This is a genomic window from Mycobacterium gordonae, assembly GCF_002101675.1.
In the GTDB taxonomy this organism is placed as follows: Bacteria; Actinomycetota; Actinomycetes; order Mycobacteriales; family Mycobacteriaceae; genus Mycobacterium; species Mycobacterium gordonae.
In genome coordinates this window covers 26,109-51,006 of record NZ_LQOY01000055.1, presented here as the reverse complement: position 1 = coordinate 51,006, position 24,898 = coordinate 26,109, and the positions used below count along the sequence as shown (strand labels likewise).

Sequence of the window (24,898 nt, the reverse complement as noted above, 5' to 3'; positions counted from 1 at the left end):
TGAACGCGGTCAGCTCCGCTTCGGTGGCACCGGGCGGCACCCGCGAGAACTGATCTAATTCGAACACATGTTCGATAATACCACGATCCGGCGCCTTCCGCCGTACTCTCGGGGAATGAGTCTGGTAGCCGGCCGCGGCCCACTCAGCAGCGATCCCGCCGGCCGGTTCGCTCCCCCGATTCCCGAAGACGTCGTCTACATCGAGCCCCATCCGCGCCGCATCCGGGCCACCCGCGACGGCCGCACCGTCATCGACACCGAACGGGCACTCCTGGTGCACCGGCGCAACCACCCGCTCAGCTACGTCTTCCCGGAAGATGTAATCACCGGACTACCAACAGAACCCGAGCCCGAGGCACCGGGTTTCGTACATGTGCCCTGGCACGCGGTCGACGCCTGGTTCGAGGAAGGCCGAAAGCTTGTCCACTACCCGCCCAACCCGTATCACCGCGTAGACTGCCGACCTACCAACAGGCGGCTGCGGGTATCGATCAACGACACGACACTGGTCGACACCGACGACACCGTCATCGTCTTCGAAACGGCGCTTGAGCCAAGGCTTTACGTGGATCCGGAACACGTACGAACCGACCTGCTCAAACCCACGACAACCACGAGTTACTGCAACTACAAGGGATACGCGACGTACTGGGCGGCGGTCGTGGGTGACGACGTCATCGAAGACGTTGCCTGGGCCTACCCCGACCCGTATCCGGAAACCCGGCCCATCGCAACGTTTTTCAGCTTCGACGCCACCCGCGCCGACGTCGTCGCGGAGTTACCGCTCACGAAGCCGTAGCCGCGTCGCGTTCCTCCCGCACCCGGTCCTTGCTCCGCAGCAACCGTAGCAACGTCACCAGCGCCAACCCACCAACAACGTTGCCCGCCAGGGTGTAACCGAACCAGCCCAACCAGTCGAGATAGCCGAACGGCGCCTTCCCGGTGATCAGTGCGCCGAAGATCAGCAGTGAATCCAGAATCGAGTGAAACAACTGCAGCCCGGCGAGCAGGAAAGCCGCCGCAACCGCCGCGGCGATCTTGCCGGGTACCGAGTCGGTGCCGTGTTGCATGCGGGTCATCAACGTGATCGCCATGCCGCCCAGCACCGCCAGTGACAGACTCTGTGTCGACAAGGGAGCGGTGGCAAAGTGGGCGCCGGACTCCACGGCCTGGGCCCGCAACCCCGGAAAGCCCGCGATGATCAGCCACATGATCAGCCAGCCGCCGACGAGGTTGGCGAGCATGGTGCCGCCCCACAGCTTCAACAACTGCCCGAGGCCGGCGCGCCTGGCCGCCACCGTCACGACAGGCACCAGAAAGCCCTCGGTGAACAGTTCGCTGCGCCCCAGCAGCAGCGCCAGAAAACCGATCGAGAACGCCAAACCAGCGACGAGTGGACGCTGGGTGGCACTCAGGACCGCAAGGTAGGCGAGGACCCCTAGAGCCACCTCCGTACCGCCGAAGAACCCGGTCACGAATACTTCCCGCCAGGTGCGGTGCAGGCGCTGCGTGCCCTCACTGACCATCCTGGTGAAGGCGTCCTCCAGCGCGTCCTCGATCGGGCTGTCGGACGCTCCGAGTTGCCGCTGCACGGTTTCGGTCATGCCCAGCAGGTACCCGCAATTCGAGCCGTCACCCGTAGCTCGGCCGCCCCAACCCCAGCTCGTGCTGAGCGATCATGTTGCGGAACACCTCCAGCGATCCGCCGTAGATCCCCATCGGCAGCGCCAACCGGAACAGATGCTCGGCCGAGCCGTCGTCGGCGGCGCCCTCGACGTCCGTCGGCAATGCCGCCGAAGGACCCAGCAGGTCCATCAAATCCGCCGAAATGTCCCGCATGGTCTGCCCGATCGCGACGCGCCCGAACATCCCCGGCGTGGACAGCGCCGCTTCGGTACGGGCGGCACAGCGCCCCAGCCGGTACAACACGGATTCGTCGTCAGCCGAAACCAGGCCGGCTACCCGGTCGACCGCTTCGGCCATCACGTTGCCGTGACCTGCCATCGCGGCGACATCCTGTAGGCCTTCGGCGTCCCGCTCGGTCAAGCCGTGCTCGGAGTCCAACGCGGCCCGCATCACGGTCCAGCCGTCGTTGACGTCGCCGATCCGGTACAGGTCGTCGACGCGAACATCGGTATAGAAGACGATGTTGGTTCGGTCACCGTCCAGCGTCCGGATACCACGGATCTCGATGCCCGGTGAATCCAGCGGCACCAGAAACATGGTCAGATTGCGGTGTTTCGGTCGCTGCGGGTCGGTATTGGTCAGCAGGAAGACGTACCGCGCGTTCTGAGCATTGGAGGTGAACATCTTGGAGCCGTTAATGATCCAGCCGTCGGAGTCACGCACCGCGCGGGTCTTGCAGGTCGCGACGTCGGAGCCGCCTTCGGGTTCGGTGTAGCCCAGGCACAGCCGCACCTGGCCCGACAGCACGCCCGGCAACACCATGTCCACGAGTTCGGGTGCGGCGAACTGCTGCACCAGATGCGCGACGACGGACGTGGTGCCCCAGTGGTACCACGGCGTATGCGCCCGGGCGATCTCCAGATTGAAGATGCGACGACGGACGGCGCTGAACCCTCCCTCGGATTCCGGTTTCCAGTCCGACGCCAGATAGCCTGCTTCGCCTAACGCGAGATGCACACGCTCGTCGAAGTTTTCGCCGAATTCGCGATTGCGGCGCCGCACCTCTTCGGTCACGGTGGCGGTGACACGCGCGCGTGTCCGGTCATAGAAAGCCTGATCGTCGTCCGAGAGGGACACCACCGAGAAGTCCACTCAGATCACATCAATCACCAGAGATCCGAACCGGTCCATCGCCTCGAGCGCGTGCGCCAGACTGTCGCCGGGCAGGTGCGCGGATACCCAGGTAACCCCCAGTGCGGCAAGCTTTTCCAGCCCACCCAGGTACGCGTCGGCGTTGAAGTCGTCACTGGCCGGGTTGCCGCCCTCGAAATTACTGAAGGTGATGTCGACCGCAGACCAGTCTTTGCCCACCGCGTCGCACCGCCGCCGCAGGTCGTCGATTCCCGCAGCCAGCGCCTCAGGCGAATCGATGACGGCGGTGCCCGCGGTGTGCGCCAATCCCGCCGGGGCGGGGAAGGGGCACCAGCCGTCTCCGTACTGCGCGACCCGCTGGCGGGCCGTGGTCGTATTGCCGCCGATCCAGATCGGCGGATGTGGCCGGCTGACCGGTAGTGGGTGCGCGGTGATCCCCCGCGCGCTGAAATGCTGCCCCTCGAAGGAAATGTCGTCAGACGTCCAGATAGCCCGAATAACTTGGAGGGATTCCTCGAACAACTCGGCGCGTTTGTCGTAGTCCACCCCCAATGCGGCGAACTCGCGCCGCAGGTAACCCACTCCCACGGCAAGGGTGAAGCGGCCTCCGGACAGCAGATCCAGCGTCGCACCGGATTTGGCCACCACAAACGGATTTCTATACGGCAGCACCACGATGTTCGGAATCAGCCGCAGCGAAGACGTTCGCGCCGACGCAAACCCCAGGGCCACAAAGGGATCCAGGGCATCGTGGCCACCCGCTTCCAGCCAGCGCTGCGACGGCGCCGGGTGATCGGTAAAGCCGAATCCGTGAAAACCCGCCTTCTCGGCCGCCGCCGCCACCGTTGCGATGCCGTTCCCGCTCACCAGCTCCGGGTTGTACGGATGGCTGTGCATCGGGTGAGTAATCGTGAAACGCACGGAATTAGAACCGTGCCGCGGCGTTGATCGATGTGTCGCTGGTGCGCAGCGGGCGGATCAACGCTTCCTGCGCGAAGGAGCACAGCAGATCGCCGTCCTCGGTGTGTACGGTGCCACGCACATAAGACATTCCCGCGCCGACCTGCGTGCTCTCATGGCTGTAGAGCAGCCAGTCATCCCAGCGCACCGGTTCGTGGAAGGACACGAAGATCGACATCGGCGCGGTCGACACGGTGAGGTGCGCCTGGGCGGTGCCGATTCCCGGATGGGCGCGCATGGTCGTGGAAATCCCCAGGTGCCCGGTGAAATACGTGATCAGCGCCTTGCCCAGGTCGTCGCGTTCGGGGATCGGGTCGTAGTGCAGCCAGGCGTAGAGTTCCGGCGGGCCGACCTCGTCGGGGCTGTTCACGTCGACCACGTCGACCAGCCGCAGCTCCCGCCCGACCATCGGCATCTCGGCATAGTTCGCTTCCGCCGGCGACGCCACGTCGGGCCGGGTCAGGTGGTGGCGGATGACGTCCGCCGTCGGGACGTCCGTCAGCACCGTGACGCTCACGCACCTCTTGCCGTTCTGCAGCACCGAAATGATCGCCGTCGCCGTGGAGCGGCCTTCGTTCAGCACATCGAGCACCAGTTCGATGGGCGGCCCCACGATGACGGCGCGGGCGAACACGGCGTGCGCCGAACGCACCGACTTGCCCTCAAATCGGTTGGCGGCGGCCACAATCGCCTGAGCGACCACCTGGGTGCCTTCCACCACTTGCCGGCCGTCCTGGCCGGCAAGCCCGGTTTCGGCGATGAACCGGTCGGGTCCGTCGGGCCGCACCTCGAAGAGGTCCAGCAGGCTCTGCACCGACCACTGGACCTGTTCAGACTCTGTCGTCAACGCGCTCACCCCTTGTTCCGGCAGCTCACGGCCCAGCGTGACACTTCGTGCAATATTTGTAAAGCTTGCCGCCGAGCATGCCCGCGTTGACAGCGATGCCCGCGGTGCATGACACTTTGGCAGTGATTTGTAAAGGCACGCCGGCGCCGACACCGCTCGCCGACGGCTTTTGCTTCGGTGAAGGTCCGCGCTGGTTCGAGGGTTTGCTCTGGTTTTCCGACATGCTCGGCGAGGCCGTGCACACCTGCGACCGGCGCGGCTCGCTGACGACCTTGGCAGTGCCGGGCCACTCGCCGTCCGGGCTGGGTTTCCGTCCCGACGGAACACTGCTCATCGTCTCCGCCGAGGACAAGCAGATCCTGCGCTATGACGGCGAAACTGTGGCCCCTGTTGCCGACCTGTCCAACCTCGCGCCGGCCAGCCTCGGCGACATGGTGATCGACGACCTCGGGCGCGCCTACATCGGATCCCAGGCCTTCGAGGGCGGCACCATCGTCCGGCTCGATCCCGATAACAGCGCGACCGTCGTAGCGACAGATCTCGAGTTTCCCAACGGGATGGTCATCACCGCCGACCGCCGCACCCTGATCGTGGCCGAGTCGACGGGGCGCCGCCTCACCGCTTACGCGATCGGGAAGGACGGCGGGCTCGCCGACCGTCGAACGTTCGCCGGCGCCCTGGACGGCCCTCCGGACGGCATCGCACTCGACGCCCAGGGAGGGGTGTGGGCGGCGATGACCTTGGCTCACCAGTTCGAGCGAATCACCGAGGGTGGCGATGTGACCGACCGGATCGACATGGGTGAGCGGGTCGCGATCGCGTGCGCGCTCGGCGGCCCGGAGCGCCGCACACTGTTTTTGCTGTCGAGCACCGATGCTTATCCCAAGCGGCTGGTGGGCACCCGGTTGGCCAGGCTGGACGCGGTGCAGGTGGACGTACCGGGCGCCGGCCTGCCCTGACTCGAGGGAGATGATGACCGACTCGTACTACGAGCTGATCGACGGCGCCGATCCGCGAGGTGAGAAATTCCGGGCCACCGACCTCGCCCGCGGCACCTGGTCGTCCTCGATTCAGCACGGCGCGCCGGTGTCGGCGCTGCTGACGCGGGCCCTGGAACGCTGCGAACAACGCGACGACACCCGGCTGAGCCGGGTGGTGATCGACCTGATCGGCGCGGTACCGGCAGAAGGGGATCTGTGGGTCCGGTCCCGCCTGGAACGCGGCGGCAAGCAGATCGAGTTGGTGACCGCCGAAATGCTGGCTCCGGGACCCGACGGCGAGCCGCGCCCAGTGGCCCGGGCCAGCGGATGGCGGTTGCAGCGGGTCGACACCGCGGCCGTGGCGCATGCACCCGCGCCGCTGCCCCGCCCCGTGTCCGAGGCGCGCAACCGCGATCTGAAGGCGCGCAATTGGGACCGTAACTACGTGCACAGTCTGGAGTGGCTGTGGCTGACCGTGCCGCTGACCCCCGGCCCGGGTGAGTCATGGATCAGGCCGATCGCGGACCTCGTCGCCGGCGAAACCATGACGCCGCTGGAACGGTTGTTCGCGGTCGCCGATTGCGCCAACGGCATCGGCAGCAAGCTGGACATCACCAAGTTCACCTTTGTCAACACCGACCTGGCGGTGCACGTGTTCCGCGTCCCCGACGGCGAGTGGATCGGTATTCGCGCGGAGACCAGTTACGGCCCGGACGGCATCGGGACCACGATCGGCACATTGTTCGACGAACACAGCGCGGTCGGCGCCATCCAGCAGTCGGTGCTGGTGCGGCCCCGCCCGCCCAAGCCCAAGCCAAACCCGTTGGGGGAGAACAAGTCATGAGCCAGCCGTCGCCGGTGAGTGAAAACGTCGACAACGACACCTCGACCCGCCAGCGGATTCTCGCCGCCACCGCCGAGGTACTGGCCCGTAGCGGCAAGACCAAACTCAGTCTCTCGGAGGTCTCGACGCAGGCGGGGGTGTCGCGCCCCACCCTCTACCGCTGGTTCGCCTCGAAAGAGGAGTTGATGTCCGCCTTCTCGCGCTACGAGCGCGAGAATTTCGAGAAGGGGCTGGCGAAGGCGACGGCGGGGCTCAAGGGAGTCGAAAGGCTTGATGCCGCACTGCGGTTCATCGTCGACTACCAATACTCGTACTCCGGTGTGCGCATGGTCGACATCGAGCCCGAGCACGTCATCCCAATGATGTCCGGCGTCATCCCGGAGATGCGGGAAGGCTTGCAGAAGCTGCTGCCCGGACCCAACGCCGCGGTGAAAGCGGCGACGGTGATCCGGATCGCGATCTCGCACTACGTTGTTCGCAGCGACGACGCCGATCAGTTCCTGGCCCAGTTGCGCCACGCCGTCGGCATCAAAGGGACTACCGAGTGAACAACACCGCCGCATTCAGGTAGCCGGTCGGGTCCAACGCCGCCTTGACGGCGCGCATCGCGGCCACGTCGACAGGCTCCCGGGACATCCCCAGATAAGACCGCTTCAACGTGCCGACGCCGTGTTCGGAACTGACATTGCCGCCGCAGCCGGCGATCAATTCCATCATCTCCGCATACAGCGCGGGCTCGTGCTCGGCCGGGAAGCGCAACACGTTCAGGTGCAGATTGCCCTCCCCGACGTGACCGAACAATACCGGCAGCGCCTCGGGCACCCGGTCACCGATCAACGCCACCGCGTCGCGTTCAAAGCCGCTAACGGCCGAAAGGGGCAGCGACACATCGAATTTCAACGGCGGCCCGAACACGCCCAGCACCTCGGTCAGCCCTTCACGGACCCGCCACAAACGTTGTTGCGCAACAGCATCCACACCTACCGCCGGCTCCGAACCCACCCCGTCGAGCAACTCGGCCAGTCGCTGGGTCTGGTCATGATCGGCCGCCAGCTCCACCAGCAGCAGCCAGTCAGCGCAGACGGGCGCGCCGACGCCCAGATGCGAACGGGTCAGGGCAGCCCCCCGGCCGTCGATCAGCTCCAGCGCCGCGATGCCGTCGACCTCGGCGAACATCCGGCCGGCCTCGACCAACGCCTCGAGATCGGCGAACCCGCATACGGCCGTCACCCGGTGCGACGGCATCGGGTGCAGTCGCAGGTCGAGGGCGGTGATCACCCCAAGGGTGCCTTCGGCCCCGACGAACAGCGACGGCAGGTCGTAGCCGGTGTTGTCGCTGCGCACCCGGCTGTGCCGGCGCAGCACCGAGCCGTCGGGTAGTGCCACGTCCAGGCCGACGACCTGCTCGCCCATATTGCCGTAGCGGACCGTGCGCAGGCCGCCGGCGTTGGTGGACGCCATGCCTCCCACGGTCGCGGTGTCGCGCGCGGCCAGGTCGACGCCGAACACCAGGCCCGCCCCCGCGGCCGCTGCCTGCACCGCCGCCAACGTTGCCCCGCCGCCCGCCCGGACGCGACGTTCGACCACGTCGACATCGTCTACGGCAGAGAGCCTTTCGGTGGACAGCAGCACGTCGTCATGCTCGGGCACGGTCCCGGCCACCAGAGAGGTGCGGCCACCCTGCACCGTCACGTGAACGCCGGCGTCGCGGCACGCCCGCAGCACCGCGGCCACCTCGTCGGCCGAGCCTGGCCGCACCAGCGCGCTGGCCTTGCCGCGGTACCGGCCGGTGTGATCGATGCTGCGGCCGGCCAGTACGTCGGCATCGGTGACGACGTGGTTCGAGCCCACCACCTCGGTCAGGGCGGCGGCCAGGCTCGACGGCATGCTCAGAACTGCTTGTGCGGCACGTCGGTCACCAGCCCACCGTCCATGATGAATTCGCTGCCAGTGGCGTAAGAGGCTTCGTCGCTGGCAAGGAAGACGACGAAGGTGGCCACTTCGCGTGCCTCGGCCGGCCGGCCCAGCGGGATGGTGACCATGTCCTCGGGCAGGTGCGCGGTCATCGGGGTGCGGATGAAACCGGGGTGCACCGAGTTCACCCGGATGTTCACCGGCGCAAGCTCCAGGGCCGCGGATTTGGTGATGCCGCGGACCGCCCACTTGGACGCGACGTAGGGATGCACCATCGGCGCGCCCCGGATGCCCTCGATGGAGGACACGTTGATGATCGAGCCGCCGCCGGCCTGTGTCATCGGGTCGACCACGCTGCGCATGCCCAGGAACGTGCCGGTCAGGTTGACATCAATCACCTGCTGCCACTTGTCCATTCGGAATTCGCGCAGCGGCCCGGCCGCGACGATGCCGGCGTTGTTGACCAGCACGTTGAGCTTGCCGAATTCGCCGAGGGCCGTGGCGACGGCGGCTTCCCACTGGTCGAGTTGCGTGACGTCGAGGTGGACGTAGCGCACCGCGTCACCGAGCTCGGCGGCCAGTGCTTTGCCCTCCTCGTCGCGGATGTCGCCGATCACCACCTTGGCGCCCTCTTCGACCAGCAGCCGCGCGTCCTCGGCGCCCATTCCCCGGGCGCCGCCACTGATCAGCGCGACCTTGCCCTCGACCCGTCCCGGTCGTTCCATCGCAGCCTGTTCCTTTCCGGTCAGGTGACCACGAGATCGTTTGGCGTGTACAGCCCTTTGCCGGTGACCAACGGCAGGTCCAGCGTGCTCCTGATGCCGGGCGGCGCCGCGATCACGTCGGAGATGGAGTTGACGATCCGGCCGGCGGCACCGGCGATCGCCGCGTGGTTGTGGTCGCCCTTGCGGCTGCTGGGCACGATGTCCACCGCGTAGGAAGGTTCCCCGGTGATCTCGACCCGGTAGGAGCCGGTGCCTGCCGCCGGCTGACGCAGGTCCGGGCGCAGGTCAGGACGCAGCCGGGTGATGTGCTCGATGACGATCGCCGGGCGGCCGTTGACCATGCCGCGGATCTCGAACTGCAGCACCGCCAGGGTGCCCTTGGCCACCCGGCCGACCGCGATGTCGAAGTCCTCCGGCGCGGGCTCGCGCTGGTAGGACTCTGTGATCTCGTCGATTTCGATGCCGAGTCCGGCGGCCAGCTGCCGGATCGCGGTGCCCCAGGCGATGCTGAGCACACCCGGTTGCAGCAGCATCGGAATCTCGTCCAGGGGACGGGCGAACCCCATGTAGTGCATGACCTCGGCGCCGTTGTAACTGGCGTAGTCGTGGATCTCCATGCACCGCACCGCCTCGATGCGCTGGCAGGTCCCGGCGAGGGCGAAGGGGATCAGGTCGTTGATGAACCCCGGGTCGACGCCGGTGATAAAGATGCTCGAATTACCCTGCTGTGCAACGTTTTCTACCCGGGCAATGTACTTCTCCGGCATCACGCCCCAGGGATACTGCAGCAGACCGGGCGAGGAGCCGACGACGTTGACACCGGCGGCGAGGATGCGCATCACGTCGGCCATCGCATCCGGCAACCGGGTGTCGCCCATCGCGCAGTAAACGACGCACTCGGGTTGGGTGGCCAGCAGCGCGTCGAGGTCGTTCACGGCGGCGATCCCGGTCGTCACACTCGAATCCAGACCGACCCCACACAGTTCCCCGGCGTCACGTCCCACCTTCTCGGGGCTGGACACGCAGACTCCGGTGAGTTCGAACGCCGGGTTGGTGATGAGTTGGGCAAGCGCCAGCCCGCCGACATTTCCGGTGCCCACATGGGCGACGCGAATCGCCATGAGTGTCCTTCCGTCCCCACAACGCTGTAGCTTTTCTAGACAGTAGTCCATAATTTTTCGGGGGTCTCGGCGGCACTATTGTTGCGCTATGCCGCAGCGGGAAGACGTCTCGTTCATCTCCGGCTTGAATTCCCGGGAAGACCGGATCAGCGCCTGGCTTTACCGCCCCGACACGGACGGCCCGGCCCCGGTGCTGGTGATGGGACACGGACTGGGCGCCGTCCGGACGATGCGGCTCGACGCCTACGCCGAGCGGTTCCGAGCGGCCGGTTACGCCTGCCTGGTGTTCGATTACCGCAACTTCGGCGACAGCGAGGGTCAGCCGCGTCAGCTCCTCGACATCGACATGCAACTGGCCGACTGGGCGGCGGCCGTCGACTACGCGCGCACCGTGCCCGGCCTTGACCCAGACCGAATCGCCCTGTGGGGCACGTCTTTCGGGGGCGGGCACGTGATCGAGTCGGCGGCCCGGCTGCCGGGCATCGCCGCCGCGGTGGCACAGTGCCCGTTCACCGACGGCCTGGCGTCGATCGCGGCGATCAATCCGGTGACGGCCGCCCGCGTCACCGCGCTGGCTCTGCGCGACCTGTTAGCCGCCCGCCGGGGCAAGCCGCCGGTGATGATCCCGACCGCGGGCATGCCGGGCGAGGTCGCCGTGATGACGGCCCCCGATGCCTACCCCGGCTACCTGAGACTGGTGCCGGACGGGGTTGAGCTGCGCAACGAGATCGCCGCCCGGATCGGGTTGAAGGTGCTGCTGTACCGGCCCGGTCGCAGCGCCGCCAGAATCCCGTGCCCCATCCTGTTCTGTGTCTGCGAAACCGACTCGGTGGCGCCGGCCGGACCCACGCTGCGTTATGCCGCGAAGGCGCCGCGCGGCGAAATCAAGACGTACCCCGAAGGCCATTTCGCCATCTACGTCGACGACGCATTCGAGCGCGTCGTCACTGACCAGATCGCGTTTCTCGACCGGCATTTGCAGACCGCCCGCAATTAACCGCCGAAACGCCGGAATTCCCGGCCGCACAGTTCTACTCTCTGGTCATACCTAATACCCGCGGTTGCGGGTAGTTCGTGCCGGGCCGGGATGGGGACCGGTCGACGGGAAGGACGGGGAGATGTCGTACCTGCTCACTGCCCCCGAGACGCTCGCTGCGGCGGCCACCGACGTGGACGGGATCGCCGCGGCGATCCACGACGCCACCGCAGCGGCGGCGGGCCGGACATCCGGACTGCTGGCCGCCGCCGGTGACGAGGTCTCGGCCGCGATCGCCGACTTGTTCAACACCTTCGGCGTGGAGTACCAGGCCGTCGTCAAGCAGGCTTCGCTGTTCCAGAACGACTTCACCAGGGCGCTGTCGAGCGCCGCGAGCACCTACGCCCAGGCGGAAGCGCTGAACGGGGCGCTGCTCAACGGAGTTCAGTCGATGCTGGCCCAGCCCCCGACCGCCGCGACCGCCGCCGCGACGCTGACCGACCCGATCACCGCGCTGATCATGGGCGGCACCAACGACCCGATCCCCAACGCCAAGTACCTCACCAACGTCTTCAACCGGTACATCAAGCCGCTCTACCCGGGCGCCACTTTTGGCGTGCTGCCCACCCCGGAGCAGTTCTGGCCGGTCACCCCTGATCTCGGCACCATGACTTACACCCAGTCGGTCGCCAAGGGCGTGTCGATCCTCAACAACGCGGTCAACGCTCAGCTGGCCATGGGCAACGATGTCATCACCTTCGGCTACTCGCAGAGCGCCTCGATCATCAACAATTACATCGTCCAACTCATGGCGAACGGCTCGCCGCACGTCGGCGACCTGTCCTTCATCCTGGCGGCGCCGGGTAACAACCCCAACGGGGGCCTGCTGTCCCGCTTCCCCGGTTTCTACTTGCCCATCCTGGACGTGCCGTTCAACGGCGCGCTGCCGGCCGGCAACCCCTACGAGACCTACGTCTACACCGCGCAGTACGACGGCATCGCGCATGTGCCGCAATACCCACTGAACGTGCTCGCCGACATCAACGCCCTGATGGGCTACTTCTATGTGCACGGCAACTACCCGTTGATATCAGCGGCCGACTTCTCCCAAGCGGTTCAGTTGCCGACGTCACCGGGCTACACCGGCAACACCAAGTACTACATGTTTCTGACTCAGGATTTGCCGCTCTTGCAGCCGATCCGGGACATCCCCTACGCCGGCCCGGTGCTCGCCGATCTCGTGCAGCCGCAGCTGCGGGTGATGGTCGACCTCGGTTACAACTACGGCTATGCCGATCTGCCCACCCCCGCCGGGCTGATCAACATCCCCAACCCGGTCAATGTCGCCTACTACCTCGCCAAGGGCACGTTGCTGGCGCCGTATGGCGCTGCGGTGGAGATCGGTGTGCAAGCCGGGCTCTGGGGACCCGAATATTTCCCCACCGAATATCCGTGGGTTCCGTCGACCAATCCCGGCCTGAATTTCTACTTCGGCCCGCAATTCAGCCAGCCGTCGGTGACCGCGCTGTCCATGCTCAGCGGCGTCCTGGGGGATGTGCTGCACATCATCCCGCCCATCTTCAACTAAAAGGCGATTACGGCCCCAGCGGAGCGGTGGTGCGGATCGCCTCGTCGCGAATCAATCCGCGCAGCAACGCGGTGCTGAACTCGGCCGCGATCTCCTTGGCCGAGCGCCGCCCGCTCGGCCGCAGCCAGCGGTAGCTGCCCAGCGTCATTCCGATGTAGCCCAGCGCCACCACGTGCGAGTCGCACTCGTAGAACTCGCCGCTGGCGATGCCGCGGTCGATCAGCCCGTGTACGTGCTCGTAGACCTGCGCTTCCTTCTCGCGGACCTCGGCCACCTGTTCGGACGTGAACCACTCGGTGATGTAGGGCTGTTCCTGGAAGTAGACGGCCGCGCGCTCAGGATTGCCCGCGATGCCCGTCAGGAGCCGCACGGTGTATTGGTAGAGGGCCTCGCGGGCCGTCCAAGAGGGGTCGTCGTGGACGGCGGCCAGCGTTCCCTCGGCAGCCTGGCGGTAGATGTCGAACAGAATCAGCGCCTTGCTCGCGTAATAGTGGTAGACCGTCGCCTTGTTCAGCCCGATCACGTCGGCGACGTCGTCCATCCGGGTGCCGTGATAGCCGCGGGCGGCGAACAGCTTGGTGGCGACGGCCAGCAACTCCTCACGGCGGGTCAGGCCACTTCCGGATGCCATCTGTACTCACCCTCGTCGCTGCCGGTGGAGGCCCGGACGACCCCCCACCCGACTGATTATCAATCAACTAGTTGGATAGTTTAGGCAGGACCGCGCCTGTCGCACCGACGCGGATAGGACTAGACTCGCGAAACAGACCCTGTGGGGGAGTCGATCAGCAGTCGAGAGGTGGAGTGATGGACCCGAGTCCTGACTACGACGCGAGCGACGAGATCGAGTATTTCTTCAGCTATCTCACCTGGGGTCTGCGCGGCGTCGAGTCCGGAAACGGATATCCGCCGCCCGGTTACCCGCCGGTCTGAGCACCGATCACCACAGCGGAAAATCCGCGCCGTACTCGGATGCGGGGCGCGGCCCGAACAGCCGGCGATCGGCTTCCTCGATGGCGACGTCGTTGATGCTGGCTTCGCGGCGGGACATCAGCCCGTCGTTCGTAAACTCCCACAGTTCGTTGCCGTAGCTGCGAAACCACTGTCCGCTGCGGTCGTGGCACTCGTACTGAAAACGCACCGCGATGCGGTTGTCGTGGAAGCTCCACAGCCCCTTGCGTAGCGAGTAGTCGAGTTCGCCCTGCCACTTGCGGGTCAGGAAGGCAACGATCTCTGGGCGGCCGGCGATGTGTTCGTCGCGGTTGCGCCACTGCGAGTCGACCGTGTAGGCCAGGCTCACACGCTCGGGATCGCAGGTATTCCAGGCGTCTTCGGCGGCTTGAACTTTCTGCGTCGCCGTTTCCCGGGTGAAAGGGGGAAACGGGGGGCGGGCTTGCGTCATACCGGGTGTCCTATCGTGGCGGTCATGGACTTCGCAATGTCGGCCAAAGCCAGCGATTACCACAAACGACTGTCGGACTTCATGACCGAACACGTCTTTCCGGCAGAGGCCGACTACGACAAGTATCGCCACGAGGCCGGGCCGGACGACTTCACGGTGCCGCCGGTGATCGAGGAACTGAAGACCAAGGCCAGAGAGCGCGGCCTGTGGAACCTCTTCCTTCCGGCCGAATCGGGGCTGACCAACCTGGATTACGCGCCGCTGGCCGAACTGACGGGCTGGAGCCTCGAGATCGCGCCGGAAGCGCTCAACTGCGCGGCTCCGGACACCGGCAACATGGAGACCCTGCACCTGTTCGCCACCGAACCGCAGCGCAAGCAGTGGCTCGAACCGCTGCTGAACGGCGAGATCCGCAGCGCCTTCTCGATGACCGAGCCCGCGGTCGCCAGCAGCGACGCGCGCAACATCGAGACCTCGATCGTGCGCGACGGGTCCGACTATGTGATCAACGGCCGGAAATGGTGGACCTCTGGCGCAGCGGATCCACGCTGCAAGATTCTGATCGTCATGGGCCGCACCAACCCCGACGCGGCCAGTCACCAGCAGCAGTCGATGATCCTGGTGCCGATGGACACTCCGGGAGTGACCGTCGTCCGTTCCACACCGGTGTTCGGCTGGCAGGACCAGCACGGCCACTGCGAGATCAGCTACGACAACGTCCGGGTGCCGGCCACCAACCTGCTCGGCGAAGAGGGTGCCGGCTTCGCCATCGCCCAGGCGCGACTCGGGCCGGGCCGCATCCACCACTGCATGCGCGCCCTCGGCGGCGCCGAACGTGCCCTCGCACTGATGGTCAGCCGCGCCAACAACCGGATCGCGTTCGGCCGCCCGCTGGCTGAGCAGGGCCTGGTGCAGCACGCGGTCGCCAAGTCCCGCAACGAGATCGACCAAGCCAGGCTGCTGTGCGAGAAGGCGGCGTGGACCATCGACAAGCACGGCAACAAGGCCGCGCACCTACTGGTCTCCCAGATTAAGGCCGTCGCGCCGCAGGTGGCCTGCGACGTCATCGACCGCGCCATCCAGGTACACGGCGCGGCCGGGGTCAGCGACGACACCGTCCTCGCGCGGCTTTACGGCTGGCACCGCGCGATGAGAATCTTCGACGGCCCGGACGAAGTGCACATGCGCACCATCGCGCGCACCGAGCTGGGCCGCGAACAGTCCGCGCTCGCCGCGGCGGTCACCAGTCATGGCTGAGACATCGCGGGAACTGCCCGGCGCGTGGAACTTTCGCGACGTTGCCGACCAGACGACGGCACTTCGTCCGGGCAGGCTGTTCCGGTCCAGCGAGTTGAGCAGCCTGGACGACGACGGCCGCGCGGTGCTGCGCCGGTTGGGCATCACCGACGTCGCCGACCTGCGCTCCACTCGCGAGGTCAGCCGGCGCGGCCCTGGCCGGGTGCCCGACGGTGTCGACATCCATCTGCTGCCCTTCCCGGACCTCGCCGATGATGAGAGCGGGGCCGGCGACGCCGAGAACGACGAGGCCCCGCACGAAAGTGCGTTCAAGCGGTTGATGACCGAAGGCGAAGCCGACGAGTCAGACGAAGCCATCGAAGCGAACGCTGTGCGCTACATGACCGAGGAGTATCGCGAATTCCCCACGCGCAAAGGAGCTCAACGTGCGGTGCGCCGGGTGTTCACGTTGCTGGCCGGCGGCCGCCCAGTGCTCACCCATTGCTTCGCCGGCAAGGACCGCACCGGTTTCGTGGTCGCGACGGTGCTGGAAGCGGCCGGACTCGACCGAGACGTCATCGTCGCCGACTACCTGCGCAGCAACGACGCCGTACCGCAGCTCCGTCAGCAGATCACCGAAATGATCGCGCAGCGCTCCGACGTCGAATTGACCCCCGAGGTGGAGACCTTCACCAAGGCGCGGCTGTCCGACGGAGTTCTCGGGGTCCGTGCCGAATACCTCTGGGCGGCATGGCAAACGATCGAAGAGTCGTTCGGATCGCTGAACGCCTACCTGCGTGACGCGGGCATCACCGAGACCGATGTCACCCGGTTGCGCGACGCACTGCTGGGCTGACCCGCCGCGAGGTCATATGAGTCGGGCCAAAGGCCAGACACCGTCGCGGAATCGCTCTACCCTCACGTGAGTGTCTTACGTATTTGCGCAGCCGCCGGCACTGGCTGCGGCAGCGACGGAGTTGTCCGGGCTCGGCACGGCGATCGGTGAGGCTGCCGCCGCCGCGGCAGCTCCCACGACCGGCCTGATGACCGCGGCCGCCGACGAGGTGTCGACGGCGATCGCCAACTTCTTCGGTGGCTACGGCCAGGAATTCCAATCGGTCAACGCGCGACTCGGCGCGCTGTACCAGGGTCTGGTCCAGAACCTGAACTCCACGATCGACTACTACGTCAACGCCGAGGCGATCAATACGGCTCAGCTTCGGCAGAGCGTGACGGCCGGGCTGTTCCAGCCGACCGCGCCGCCGGTGTTCCCGCCGTTCACCGGAGACACTATCGCAATTGCCATGGGCGGCACCGGAACTCCGATCCCCGGACCCACCTACCTCAATGCGGTCAACCAACTCTTCATCCAGCCCAACTCCCCCGGCGCCATTCTGACGTCACTGGTCACCCCCGAACAGCTGTATCCGATCACCGGTGTGCGGTCGTTGATCTTTGCCAGCTCGGTGCAGCAGGGTCTGCAGATTCTCGACACGGCGATTTGGGACCAGCTCAACGCCGGGAACCACGTCACCGTTTTCGGCTACTCGCAGAGCGCCGTCATCTCGTCATTGTTGATGGGGCACTACGCTTCCCTCGGGCCCAATGCGCCACTCCCCAGCCAGCTGAGTTTCGTGCTGACCGGCAACGAGATGAACCCCAACGGCGGCATCCTGGCCCGCATACCCGGGCTCGACATCTCGACCGTCGGCCTGCCGTTCTACGGTGCGATGCCGAACACCCAATACCCGACGACCACCTACACCATCCAATACGACGGCTTCGCCGACTTCCCCCGGTACCCGCTGAACATCGTGTCGGACATCAACGCGGTGTTCGGCATCCTCACGGTCCACACCACGTACGCGGACCTCACCCCCGCCCAGGTGCAGTCGGCCACGCAGTTGCCGACCACGGGCGCCACCGCCAACAGGTGGTTCATGATCGACCACCCGGACCTGCCGCTGCTGGATCCGGTGCGGGCCATCCCCGTCATCGGCGAACCCATTGCGGCACTGGTGCAGCCGAATCTGAAGGTCATCGTCAACCTCGGCTACGGCGACCCGAATTTCGGTTACTCCACCAGCTACGCCGATGTGCCGACGCCGTTCGGTCTGTTCCCGGAGGTTCCGCCCGGTGTCATCGCGGACGCTCTGGTCAGGGGAACTCAGCAGGGCATCAACGACTTCCTCGCCGTGACGCCGCATGCGCTGACGTCAGCGCCGGTGATCCAGCCGCCCGCATTCCCGCCGTTGATTCAGGCCTACCTGCCACCGCCGCCGATGGTACTGCCACCCACGCCGGTCAATATCGCCAATACGTTTGCCTCAGTGGTCTCCACCGGCTACTCGGTGCTGCTTCCGACGGCAGACCTACTGACTGCGTTCGCGACCACCATGCCGGCCTACGACTTGACGCTCTTCCTGAGCCAGCTCGCCCAGGGCAACATCAGGGCGGCAATCGAACTCCCACTCGCGGCCACCGCCGGCCTGGCGGCACTGGGCGGCATGATCGAGTTCATCGCTGTGGTGGAAGCAGCGGCGGACATCGTTCAGGACCTGCAGAGCATCGGTTTGTAGCTGGACGCGATGACCTATGTAATCGCGCAGCCGCAGATCATCGCGACCGCGGTGACCGACATCGAGGGCATCGGCTCGGCGGTCAGCGCGGCCGGGGCGGCCGCGGCGGCGCCGACGTCAAACCTGTTGGCGGCCGCCGCCGACGAGGTGTCCGCAGCCGTCGCGCAATTCTTCGGCGGGTACGGCACCCAATTCCAGACCGCCGTGGCGCAGCTGGAGGCGTTTCGCGGCGAGTTCGGCCGGCTGCTGGCCGCTGCCGGGTTCGCCTACACCGAGGCAGAAGTCACCAACTCGGCAACGATCGCCGCGACCCCGCTGGCCGGACCGACCGTCAGCCTGATCATGGGTGGCAGCGGAACTCCGCTTCCCCCACCGAAATTCGTCGCTGGCGTGCTGAACTACATCAGCACCCAGTTCGGTGCCACGACCGCCCAGGTGCTGTACACCCCTGAACAGCTGTATCCGCTGACCGGCGCCAAGAGCCTGCCGCTCAACACCTCGCTGACCCAGGGTGTCGCAATGCTGCACGAAGCCATCATGGGCGAAATTGGCCGAGGCAACAGTGTCGTCGCGCTCGGGTATTCGCAGAGTGCCATCATCGCGTCAATCGAGATGCGCCACCTCGCCGCGATGCCGGGGGCACCCGCTGCCAATCAGCTCGGTTTCGTACTGCTGGCCAATCCGATGAACCCCAACGGCGGCCTGCTGTCGCGCTTCGCCGGTTTGACCCTGCCGAGCATCGGACTGGACTTCTTGGGCGCGACACCTTCCGACACGATCTACCCCACCAGCATCTACACCTACGAATACGACGGCTTCGCCGACTTTCCCCGCTATCCGCTCAACATCGTCTCCGACCTGAACGCCATCGCCGGCATCGCCCTGGTGCACAGCAAGACGCCGTACGTCAACATCGACTCGCTGCCACCGGGTGACCTGGTGCAGCTGCCCACGTCCCCCGGCTACACCGGCAACACGACGTACTACATCATCCGCAACCACCAGCTGCCCCTGCTGACCCCGCTGCGGGCGATACCGATGGTGGGCAACCCGCTTGCGGACCTGATGGAGCCGAGCCTGAGGACGATCGTCAACCTGGGATACGGTGACCCGAACTACGGCTATTCGACCACTGCCGCGGACGTGCCGACCCCGTTCGGCCTGTTCCCGCCGATCGATCCGGTCCGCCTCTCCGGGACCCTGGTCTTGGGTGCCCAACACGGAGTGACCACTGCCGCAGTCAATCTCACGGCACCGCCGGCTCCGGCCGAGCTCGACGTGTCCGCCCTGGGCCTGTTCCAGTCATACCGCGCACTGCCGGCACCGTCGCCGGAGTTGATCACCGTCCCGACATCGATACCCGGTTTCATCGGCAACATCCAGGCGGCGAACACCTACATCGCCGACACGTTCACCACGGTGACATCGCAGACATACGCGGTTCTTCTTCCCACCGCCGACATCCTCAACGCGGGCGCCACCACGTTGCCGTCCTACGGCCTCAACCTGTTCCTCGACGGCATCGAGCAGGCCGTCGAAGGCGACCCGATGGGGTTGGTCAACGCGGTGGGCCGCCCGATCGCCGCGACGACAGCGTTGCTGAGTGCCGGCCTGGGCCTGGAGGCACTCGTCGTGATGGGCGCATTGGTCAAAGACTTCTAATAGTTCTCAAATATGTTGCGGCGCCCGCTATTAGGCGATTGTCAAACAATTTTGAGTGCTGACAATACGGCACCAGCGTCATACGCTCATTTCGGGAACTGACCGTTTTTTCGGTCACAGGGGGATGGGGTGGGCAATGACGTCTTTGCTGGTGCAGCCAGAAATCATCACGTCGGTGGTCACGGACCTGGAGCGCATCGGTTCGACGGTGAGCGCGGCGAGCGCAGCGGCGGCCGCACCGACGTCCGGGTTGTTAGCCGCGGCCGCCGATGAGGTGTCTGCGGCCATCGCGAATTTCTTCGGTACTTACGGACAGGAATTCCAGGCCGCCGTCGCCACCGTAGAGGCATACCAATCACAATTTCAGCAGGCCCTGGCAGCGGCGGCGAATGCCTACGTGCACACCGAGGCCGCGGCCGCCACAGCGTTGCAGGGGGTCCTGGGTCTGCCGGCCGCTGCGGCGTTCACACCACCACCGCCGGCGTTCCCGGTTACCAATCCGCCGTTCAGCACATTTCCCACCGCGGTGTTCATCGGTCCCACCGGCGTGCCGATACCCCCGCCGGAATACGCCACTTTGGCGAATCTCCTGTACGTGCACGCCAACAACCCGAACCAGGCCCTGCCGATCCTGTACACGCCCGAAGAGTTGTACCCGATCACCGGCGTCAAGAGCTTGACGCTGAACCAATCGGTTTCTGAGGGCCTGACCATCCTCGGAAACTACGTGCAGAATCAAATAGCAAACGGTCCGGTGACCGTTTTCGGCTACTCGCAGAGCGCGATCATCTCTTCGCTGTATATGCAACAGCTGGCGGCCCAAGGTTTCCCGGTCTCACCCGCGGATCTCAACTTCGTCCTGGTCGGTAATGAGATGAACCCGAACGGCGGCATGCTGGCACGCTTTCCAAATCTGACCCTGCCGACCTTGGGACTCGACTTCTACGGAGCGACACCGTCGAATACTCCCTACGATGTAGCCATCTACACGCAGGAGTACGACGGCTTCGCCGACTTCCCGCGGTATCCACTGAACTTCATCTCTGATCTCAATGCGGTGGTAGGCATAGCCACCGTCCACACGAAATATCTGAGTCTTACTCCCGCCCAGGTCAATAGCGCCGTTCAACTGCCCACTTCGCCGGGCTATTACGAGAACGGCGGCAAGTCGTACTACTACATGATTCCCACCGAGGAACTACCGCTGCTCATGCCGCTACGTGCGCTACCGGTGGTCGGGAACCCGCTCGCCGCCCTGATCGAACCCAACCTGGAAGTGATCGTCAATCTGGGTTACGGCGACCCCAACTACGGCTATTCGACGAGCTACGCCGACGTTCAGACCCCGTTCGGCTTGTTCCCGGAAGTCAGTCCGAGCACGCTCATCGACGCTTTCGCCAACGGAACCCGCCAGGGTATTCAGGACTTCCACACCGAACTGCAGGCCCTGGCCGCGCAGCCGATCGAGTTCCCGACATTCACTCCCCCGCAGCCGGCTGATCTCATGGCGACGCTGGCGAACCTGCCCTCACCGGAGAAGGTGGTGAACACCGCCGCCACGGTCATCTCGACCGACTACGCCGTGCTGCTTCCGGCCGCCGATACGGCGCTGGCTTTCGCGACTTCGTTGCCCCTGTACGACTCCCAGCTCTTCCTCGAACAACTGGTGCAGGGCAACATCGTCAACGCGATCGGCTATCCCATTGCGGCCGATGTCGGTCTGGTGACAATTGCCGGCATCGTCCAATTCCTGGTCATCTCGAAGGCGATCTCACAGAACATCAGCGATATCCGGGCACTCATTCCCTGACGCCCCGTGCTCCCTGATGGCGCGAAAACGCGGACATAGTCAGCGGCCCCGTCATACGCTGACGGCCAATCTGACCAAGACCACCGCGTTCAGCGAGGGAAGAGACGCCCATGACGAATCTGCTTGTCGCGCCGGAGGTCGTCGCGACGACAGTGGCGGACATCGAGAACATCGGGTCGACGGTGACGGCGGCGAGCGCCGCCGCGGCAGCGCCGACGACCGGGCTGCTGGCCGCGGCCGCCGACGAGGTGTCGGCGGCCATCGCGAATCTGTTCGGCACGCACGGACTGGAGTTCCAGGCGCTCGCCGGGCAGGTCGAAGCCTTTCAAACGACGTTCCGGCAGACCCTGGCCGCGGCCGCGCAGGCCTACGTCCAGACCGAGGCCGCCAGCGCGGCGGCGATTCCGCCCTTCGCCGCCAATCTGACCTCCTTGTTCCTCGGTCCCACCGGCGTGCCCATCCCGTCGGAGGGTTATGTCGCAAAGGCGAATGAACTGTATGTCCGTGCCAACCCATTTCCCCCGAACGTCCAGCTGCCGCTGTACACCCCTGAGAATCTGTATCCGATCACGGGTGTGAAGAGCATGACGCTGAACCAGTCGGTGGTTGAAGGCCTGACGATCATGGACAACGCGATTCACTCGCAGTTGGCCATTCCCGGAAACAGTCTGACGATTTTCGGCTACTCGCAGAGCGCGATCATCGCCTCGCTGGAGATGCAGAAGCTCGCCGCAATGGGATCGCCGTATCAGGGTCAGCTCAATTTCGTGCTCGTCGGGAATGAGATGAACCCCAACGGCGGTATGCTCGCGCGGTTCCCGGGCCTGACGCTGCCGACCCTGGGTCTGTCCTTCTACGGCGGGACGCCCTCGGACACGCTGTACCCGACGGCCATCTATACCCAGGAGTACGACGGGTTCGCCGACTTCCCGCGGTATCCGCTCAACTTCATCTCGGATCTCAATGCGGTGATGGGCATCGCCACCGTCCACGTGAAGTATCTGGATCTCAGTGTGGCGGATGTCAATAACGCCGTTCCCCTGGCCACCTCACCCGGCTACACCGGCGTCACCGAGTACTACATGATCCGCACCGAGAACCTGCCCCTGCTGGCGCCGTTGCGCGCGATTCCGGTCATCGGTAATCCGCTGGCCGCGCTGGTGGAGCCGGACCTGAAAGTGATCGTCAATCTGGGCTACGGAGACCCGTACCACGGCTACTCCACCAGTCCGGCCGACGTGCGTACCCCGTTCGGGCTGTTCCCGGACGTCAGCCCCGCCACGGTCGTCGAGGCCCTCGCCGCGGGCACGCAGCAGGGGATCCACGACTTCACCGCCGAACTGCAGGCGCTGGCCGCGCAGCCGTTCACACTCCCGTCTTTCGCACCGCCACAGCCGGCAGACCTGATGGCGACGTTGGCCGCCCTGCCGTCGCCGGAAAAGATCGTGAACACAGCCGCCACTGTCATCTCGACCGACTACGCCGTCCTGCTTCCCACCGCGGACACCTTGCTCGCCTTCGCCACCACGATGCCGCTGTACGACTCTCAGCTCTTCTTGAGCCAGCTCGCGCAGGGCAACCTGATCAACGCGATCGGGTACCCGCTTGCCGCCGACGTAGGGCTCATCACCATTGCTGGCATTGTCGAATTCCTGGTCATCGCAAAGGCGATCTCCGAGAACATCAAGGACATCAGCGCCCTCATCCCCTGACTTTCGGGCCGGATGGCGTAAACGCCAGACAGTTTCGGAAGCTCGCCTCTACGCTTGCGCAAACCGGTGCGGCTTGATGGGGAAGGAACTGCGCTATGTCGTTCTTGCTGGCGGAGCCACAAGGCATGGTGGCGGCCGCCGCCGACATCGAGGCAATCGGCGCGACGCTCAGCGCGGCCAGTGCCGCCGCGGCCACGCCGACGTCGAGCCTGCTGGCGGCGGCCGGTGACGAGGTGTCGGCGGCGATCGCGAACCTGTTCGGCGCGTTCGGAAGCGAATACCAGGATGTGGTAACGCAATTCGAGGCCTTCCACAACGAGTTCCACCGGACCTTGGCCGCCGCGGGTTCGGCTTACGCCCAGGCCGAGAGCGCCGCCGCCGCGGCCCTGGGTGGCGCGTTCGCCGCGCCCGCGCAGGCGGCGACCGCGGCGGCGATCCCCTGGGTGCCCAACGATATTTCGCTGGTCATGAGCGGCACCGGCGTTCCGATCGTCACCGCCGACTTCCTGCAGAAGGCGAACAACTACATCGGCACAACCATTGCGCAACTGCAAGGATTGAACACCCCCGAGGAGCTCTATCCGCTCACCGGCGTCCGCAGCATGTACTTCAACAAGTCGGTCCAGATCGGGCTCACCACCCTGGACGCCGCGGCCTACCACCAGATTCAGGATCTGAACCAATCGGTCACCGTCTTCGGCGTCTCGCAGAGCGCCGTCATCTCGTCGCTGTATATGCGCAATCTCGCGGCAGGTTTGTCGAGCTTCGGCGCCACCCCTCCCCCGGCGAACATGCTCAACTTCGTCTTGACCGGTAACGAGATGAATCCCAACGGGGGCCTGTTGTCCCGGTTCCCCGGTCTGGTCATGTCCAGCCTGGGTCTGGAGTTCTACGGGTCCACCCCGTCGGACACCATCTATCCGGTCCGCAATTACACGCTGGAATACGACGGCTTCGCCGACTTCCCGAGGTACCCGCTCAATATCATCTCCGACCTGAACGCGGTGGCGGGCATCGTCTTCGTCCACCCCCAGTACCTCAACCTGACCCAGGCGCAGATCGATGCCGCCATTCCGCTGCAGACGTCTCCGGGCTATACCGGCAACACCGAGTACTTCATCCTGCCGACCCAGCAACTGCCGCTGCTGCAACCGCTGCGTGCCGTACCCGTGATCGGGAACCCGCTGGCCAACCTGATCGAGCCCGACATGCGGGTGCTGGTGAATCTCGGCTACGGCGACCCCAACTACGGCTACTCAACTAGTCCGGCCGACGTCCCGACGCCGTTCGGCCTGTTCCCGGATGTCGCCCCGGGCACCGTCTTCAACGCCCTGGCCGCCGGGACCCAGCAGGGCATCAACCAGTTCAGCGCGGACCTGCACGCCATGGCCAGCCAACCGGTCACCGCCCCGACACTCGCGCTCCCGTCGCCGACCGAGATCGGAGCCAAGGTGGCCGCGCTCCCGACGCCGCAGGAGATCGCCAACACCGTCGGGTCGATCGCCTCGACCAACTACGCCGTTCTGCTGCCCACCGCGGACATCGCGACCTCGGTGCTGACCTCGCTGCCCGCGTACAACGCGGCGCTGTTCACCGAGCAATTGGCGCAGGGTAACCTGATCAACGCGATCGGGCTTCCGATCGCCGCCGACGTCGGTCTGGCCACGGTGGCGGGCGCGGTGGAATTCCTGGTGCTGACCGAAGCGGTGGTCAACACCCTGAAAGACATTCAGTCTCTGATCCCCTGAGACTGACCGTCCGAAA

General features: G+C 65.7%; 23 protein-coding genes. 14 read left to right on the top strand and 9 right to left on the bottom strand.

Translation table 11 applies throughout. The features are described 5' to 3' along the window. Positions 1-115 precede the first annotated feature (115 nt). Positions 116-799 carry a DUF427 domain-containing protein gene (locus tag AWC08_RS09650; protein WP_069434654.1) on the top strand — a complete coding sequence of 228 codons (684 nt, stop codon included), beginning with the start codon at positions 116-118 and terminating at the stop codon, positions 797-799. Here AWC08_RS09650 and AWC08_RS09645 read toward each other — a convergent pair. The 4 genes from AWC08_RS09645 to AWC08_RS09630 are packed head-to-tail and all read right to left on the bottom strand — an operon-like array spanning position 786 to position 4,585. Beyond that, complete coding sequence (locus tag AWC08_RS09645; protein ID WP_069434647.1) at positions 786-1,604, bottom strand: formate/nitrite transporter family protein; 819 nt, start codon at positions 1,602-1,604, stop codon at positions 786-788. The genes AWC08_RS09650 and AWC08_RS09645 overlap by 14 nt on opposite strands. Before the next feature lie 28 nt (positions 1,605-1,632). Then, entirely contained in the window at positions 1,633-2,778 is a 1,146-nt protein-coding gene (locus tag AWC08_RS09640) for an acyl-CoA dehydrogenase family protein (protein WP_069434648.1), read from the bottom strand. Further along, positions 2,779-3,699, bottom strand: coding sequence for an LLM class F420-dependent oxidoreductase (locus tag AWC08_RS09635; RefSeq protein ID WP_065136697.1), 921 nt, complete (start codon positions 3,697-3,699; stop codon positions 2,779-2,781). A 4-nt stretch (positions 3,700-3,703) separates the two neighbouring features. Then, the gene (locus AWC08_RS09630; RefSeq protein ID WP_069434655.1) at positions 3,704-4,585 is read right to left on the bottom strand and encodes an acyl-CoA thioesterase; all 882 of its coding nucleotides are present in this window, start codon (positions 4,583-4,585) and stop codon (positions 3,704-3,706) included. 95 nt (positions 4,586-4,680) lie between these two features. On the opposite strand from AWC08_RS09630, the gene AWC08_RS09625 reads away from it, so the two are divergent. The 3 genes from AWC08_RS09625 to AWC08_RS09615 are packed head-to-tail and all read left to right on the top strand — an operon-like array spanning position 4,681 to position 6,957. Continuing rightward, entirely contained in the window at positions 4,681-5,544 is an 864-nt protein-coding gene (locus AWC08_RS09625; protein WP_065136698.1) for an SMP-30/gluconolactonase/LRE family protein, read from the top strand. A gap of 13 nt (positions 5,545-5,557) precedes the next feature. Next, the gene (locus tag AWC08_RS09620; RefSeq protein ID WP_065136756.1) at positions 5,558-6,409 is read left to right on the top strand and encodes a thioesterase family protein; all 852 of its coding nucleotides are present in this window, start codon (positions 5,558-5,560) and stop codon (positions 6,407-6,409) included. Then, entirely contained in the window at positions 6,406-6,957 is a 552-nt protein-coding gene (locus tag AWC08_RS09615; protein WP_065136699.1) for a TetR/AcrR family transcriptional regulator, read from the top strand. The genes AWC08_RS09620 and AWC08_RS09615 overlap by 4 nt, the downstream gene beginning before the upstream one ends. Here the strand turns inward: AWC08_RS09615 and AWC08_RS09610 are convergent. The 3 genes from AWC08_RS09610 to AWC08_RS09600 are packed head-to-tail and all read right to left on the bottom strand — an operon-like array spanning position 6,947 to position 10,169. Beyond that, a complete protein-coding gene (locus AWC08_RS09610) occupies positions 6,947-8,296 on the bottom strand; it encodes an FAD-binding oxidoreductase (RefSeq protein ID WP_069434649.1) in 1,350 nt (449 codons plus the stop codon). The genes AWC08_RS09615 and AWC08_RS09610 overlap by 11 nt on opposite strands. Before the next feature lie 2 nt (positions 8,297-8,298). Further along, positions 8,299-9,048, bottom strand: a complete 750-nt coding sequence (locus AWC08_RS09605) for a glucose 1-dehydrogenase (protein WP_065136701.1) — start codon at positions 9,046-9,048, stop codon at positions 8,299-8,301. A gap of 20 nt (positions 9,049-9,068) precedes the next feature. Further along, the gene (locus AWC08_RS09600; RefSeq protein ID WP_069434650.1) at positions 9,069-10,169 is read right to left on the bottom strand and encodes an NAD(P)H-dependent amine dehydrogenase family protein; all 1,101 of its coding nucleotides are present in this window, start codon (positions 10,167-10,169) and stop codon (positions 9,069-9,071) included. Positions 10,170-10,257: 88 nt separating this feature from the next. Here AWC08_RS09600 and AWC08_RS09595 point away from each other — a divergent pair, with 88 nt between their 5' ends. Further along, positions 10,258-11,166 carry an alpha/beta hydrolase gene (locus AWC08_RS09595; RefSeq protein WP_065136703.1) on the top strand — a complete coding sequence of 303 codons (909 nt, stop codon included), beginning with the start codon at positions 10,258-10,260 and terminating at the stop codon, positions 11,164-11,166. Between the two features lie 121 nt (positions 11,167-11,287). Further along, positions 11,288-12,733 (top strand): PE family protein, encoded by a 1,446-nt coding sequence (locus tag AWC08_RS09590; RefSeq protein ID WP_069434651.1) that lies wholly within the window; start codon positions 11,288-11,290, stop codon positions 12,731-12,733. A 7-nt stretch (positions 12,734-12,740) separates the two neighbouring features. Here the strand turns inward: AWC08_RS09590 and AWC08_RS09585 are convergent, their stop codons facing one another. Then, a complete protein-coding gene (locus AWC08_RS09585) occupies positions 12,741-13,364 on the bottom strand; it encodes a TetR/AcrR family transcriptional regulator (RefSeq protein WP_065136705.1) in 624 nt (207 codons plus the stop codon). Positions 13,365-13,537: 173 nt separating this feature from the next. On the opposite strand from AWC08_RS09585, the gene AWC08_RS35075 reads away from it, so the two are divergent. Next, entirely contained in the window at positions 13,538-13,666 is a 129-nt protein-coding gene (locus AWC08_RS35075) for a hypothetical protein (protein WP_172835254.1), read from the top strand. Positions 13,667-13,673: 7 nt separating this feature from the next. Here AWC08_RS35075 and AWC08_RS09580 read toward each other — a convergent pair whose 3' ends face one another. Continuing rightward, complete coding sequence (locus AWC08_RS09580) at positions 13,674-14,135, bottom strand: nuclear transport factor 2 family protein (RefSeq protein ID WP_065136706.1); 462 nt, start codon at positions 14,133-14,135, stop codon at positions 13,674-13,676. Between the two features lie 36 nt (positions 14,136-14,171). Between AWC08_RS09580 and AWC08_RS09575 the strand changes: the two genes are divergently transcribed. The 7 genes from AWC08_RS09575 (at position 14,172) to AWC08_RS09545 (ending at position 24,882) form a co-directional block, all read left to right on the top strand. After that, complete coding sequence (locus AWC08_RS09575; RefSeq protein ID WP_142283495.1) at positions 14,172-15,392, top strand: acyl-CoA dehydrogenase family protein; 1,221 nt, start codon at positions 14,172-14,174, stop codon at positions 15,390-15,392. Further along, positions 15,385-16,227 (top strand): tyrosine-protein phosphatase, encoded by an 843-nt coding sequence (locus AWC08_RS09570; protein ID WP_069434652.1) that lies wholly within the window; start codon positions 15,385-15,387, stop codon positions 16,225-16,227. The genes AWC08_RS09575 and AWC08_RS09570 overlap by 8 nt, the downstream gene beginning before the upstream one ends. Positions 16,228-16,297: 70 nt before the next feature. Next, positions 16,298-17,950: a PE family protein gene (locus AWC08_RS09565; protein WP_065136709.1), complete on the top strand. Its 1,653-nt coding sequence runs from the start codon at positions 16,298-16,300 to the stop codon at positions 17,948-17,950. 9 nt (positions 17,951-17,959) lie between these two features. Beyond that, positions 17,960-19,612, top strand: a complete 1,653-nt coding sequence (locus tag AWC08_RS09560) for a PE family protein (protein WP_069434653.1) — start codon at positions 17,960-17,962, stop codon at positions 19,610-19,612. 136 nt (positions 19,613-19,748) lie between these two features. Next, positions 19,749-21,422 carry a PE family protein gene (locus AWC08_RS09555; protein ID WP_085087721.1) on the top strand — a complete coding sequence of 558 codons (1,674 nt, stop codon included), beginning with the start codon at positions 19,749-19,751 and terminating at the stop codon, positions 21,420-21,422. A gap of 110 nt (positions 21,423-21,532) precedes the next feature. After that, complete coding sequence (locus AWC08_RS09550) at positions 21,533-23,134, top strand: PE family protein (protein WP_069435249.1); 1,602 nt, start codon at positions 21,533-21,535, stop codon at positions 23,132-23,134. Between the two features lie 95 nt (positions 23,135-23,229). Beyond that, the gene (locus AWC08_RS09545) at positions 23,230-24,882 is read left to right on the top strand and encodes a PE family protein (RefSeq protein ID WP_069435250.1); all 1,653 of its coding nucleotides are present in this window, start codon (positions 23,230-23,232) and stop codon (positions 24,880-24,882) included. Positions 24,883-24,898: the final 16 nt, after the last annotated feature.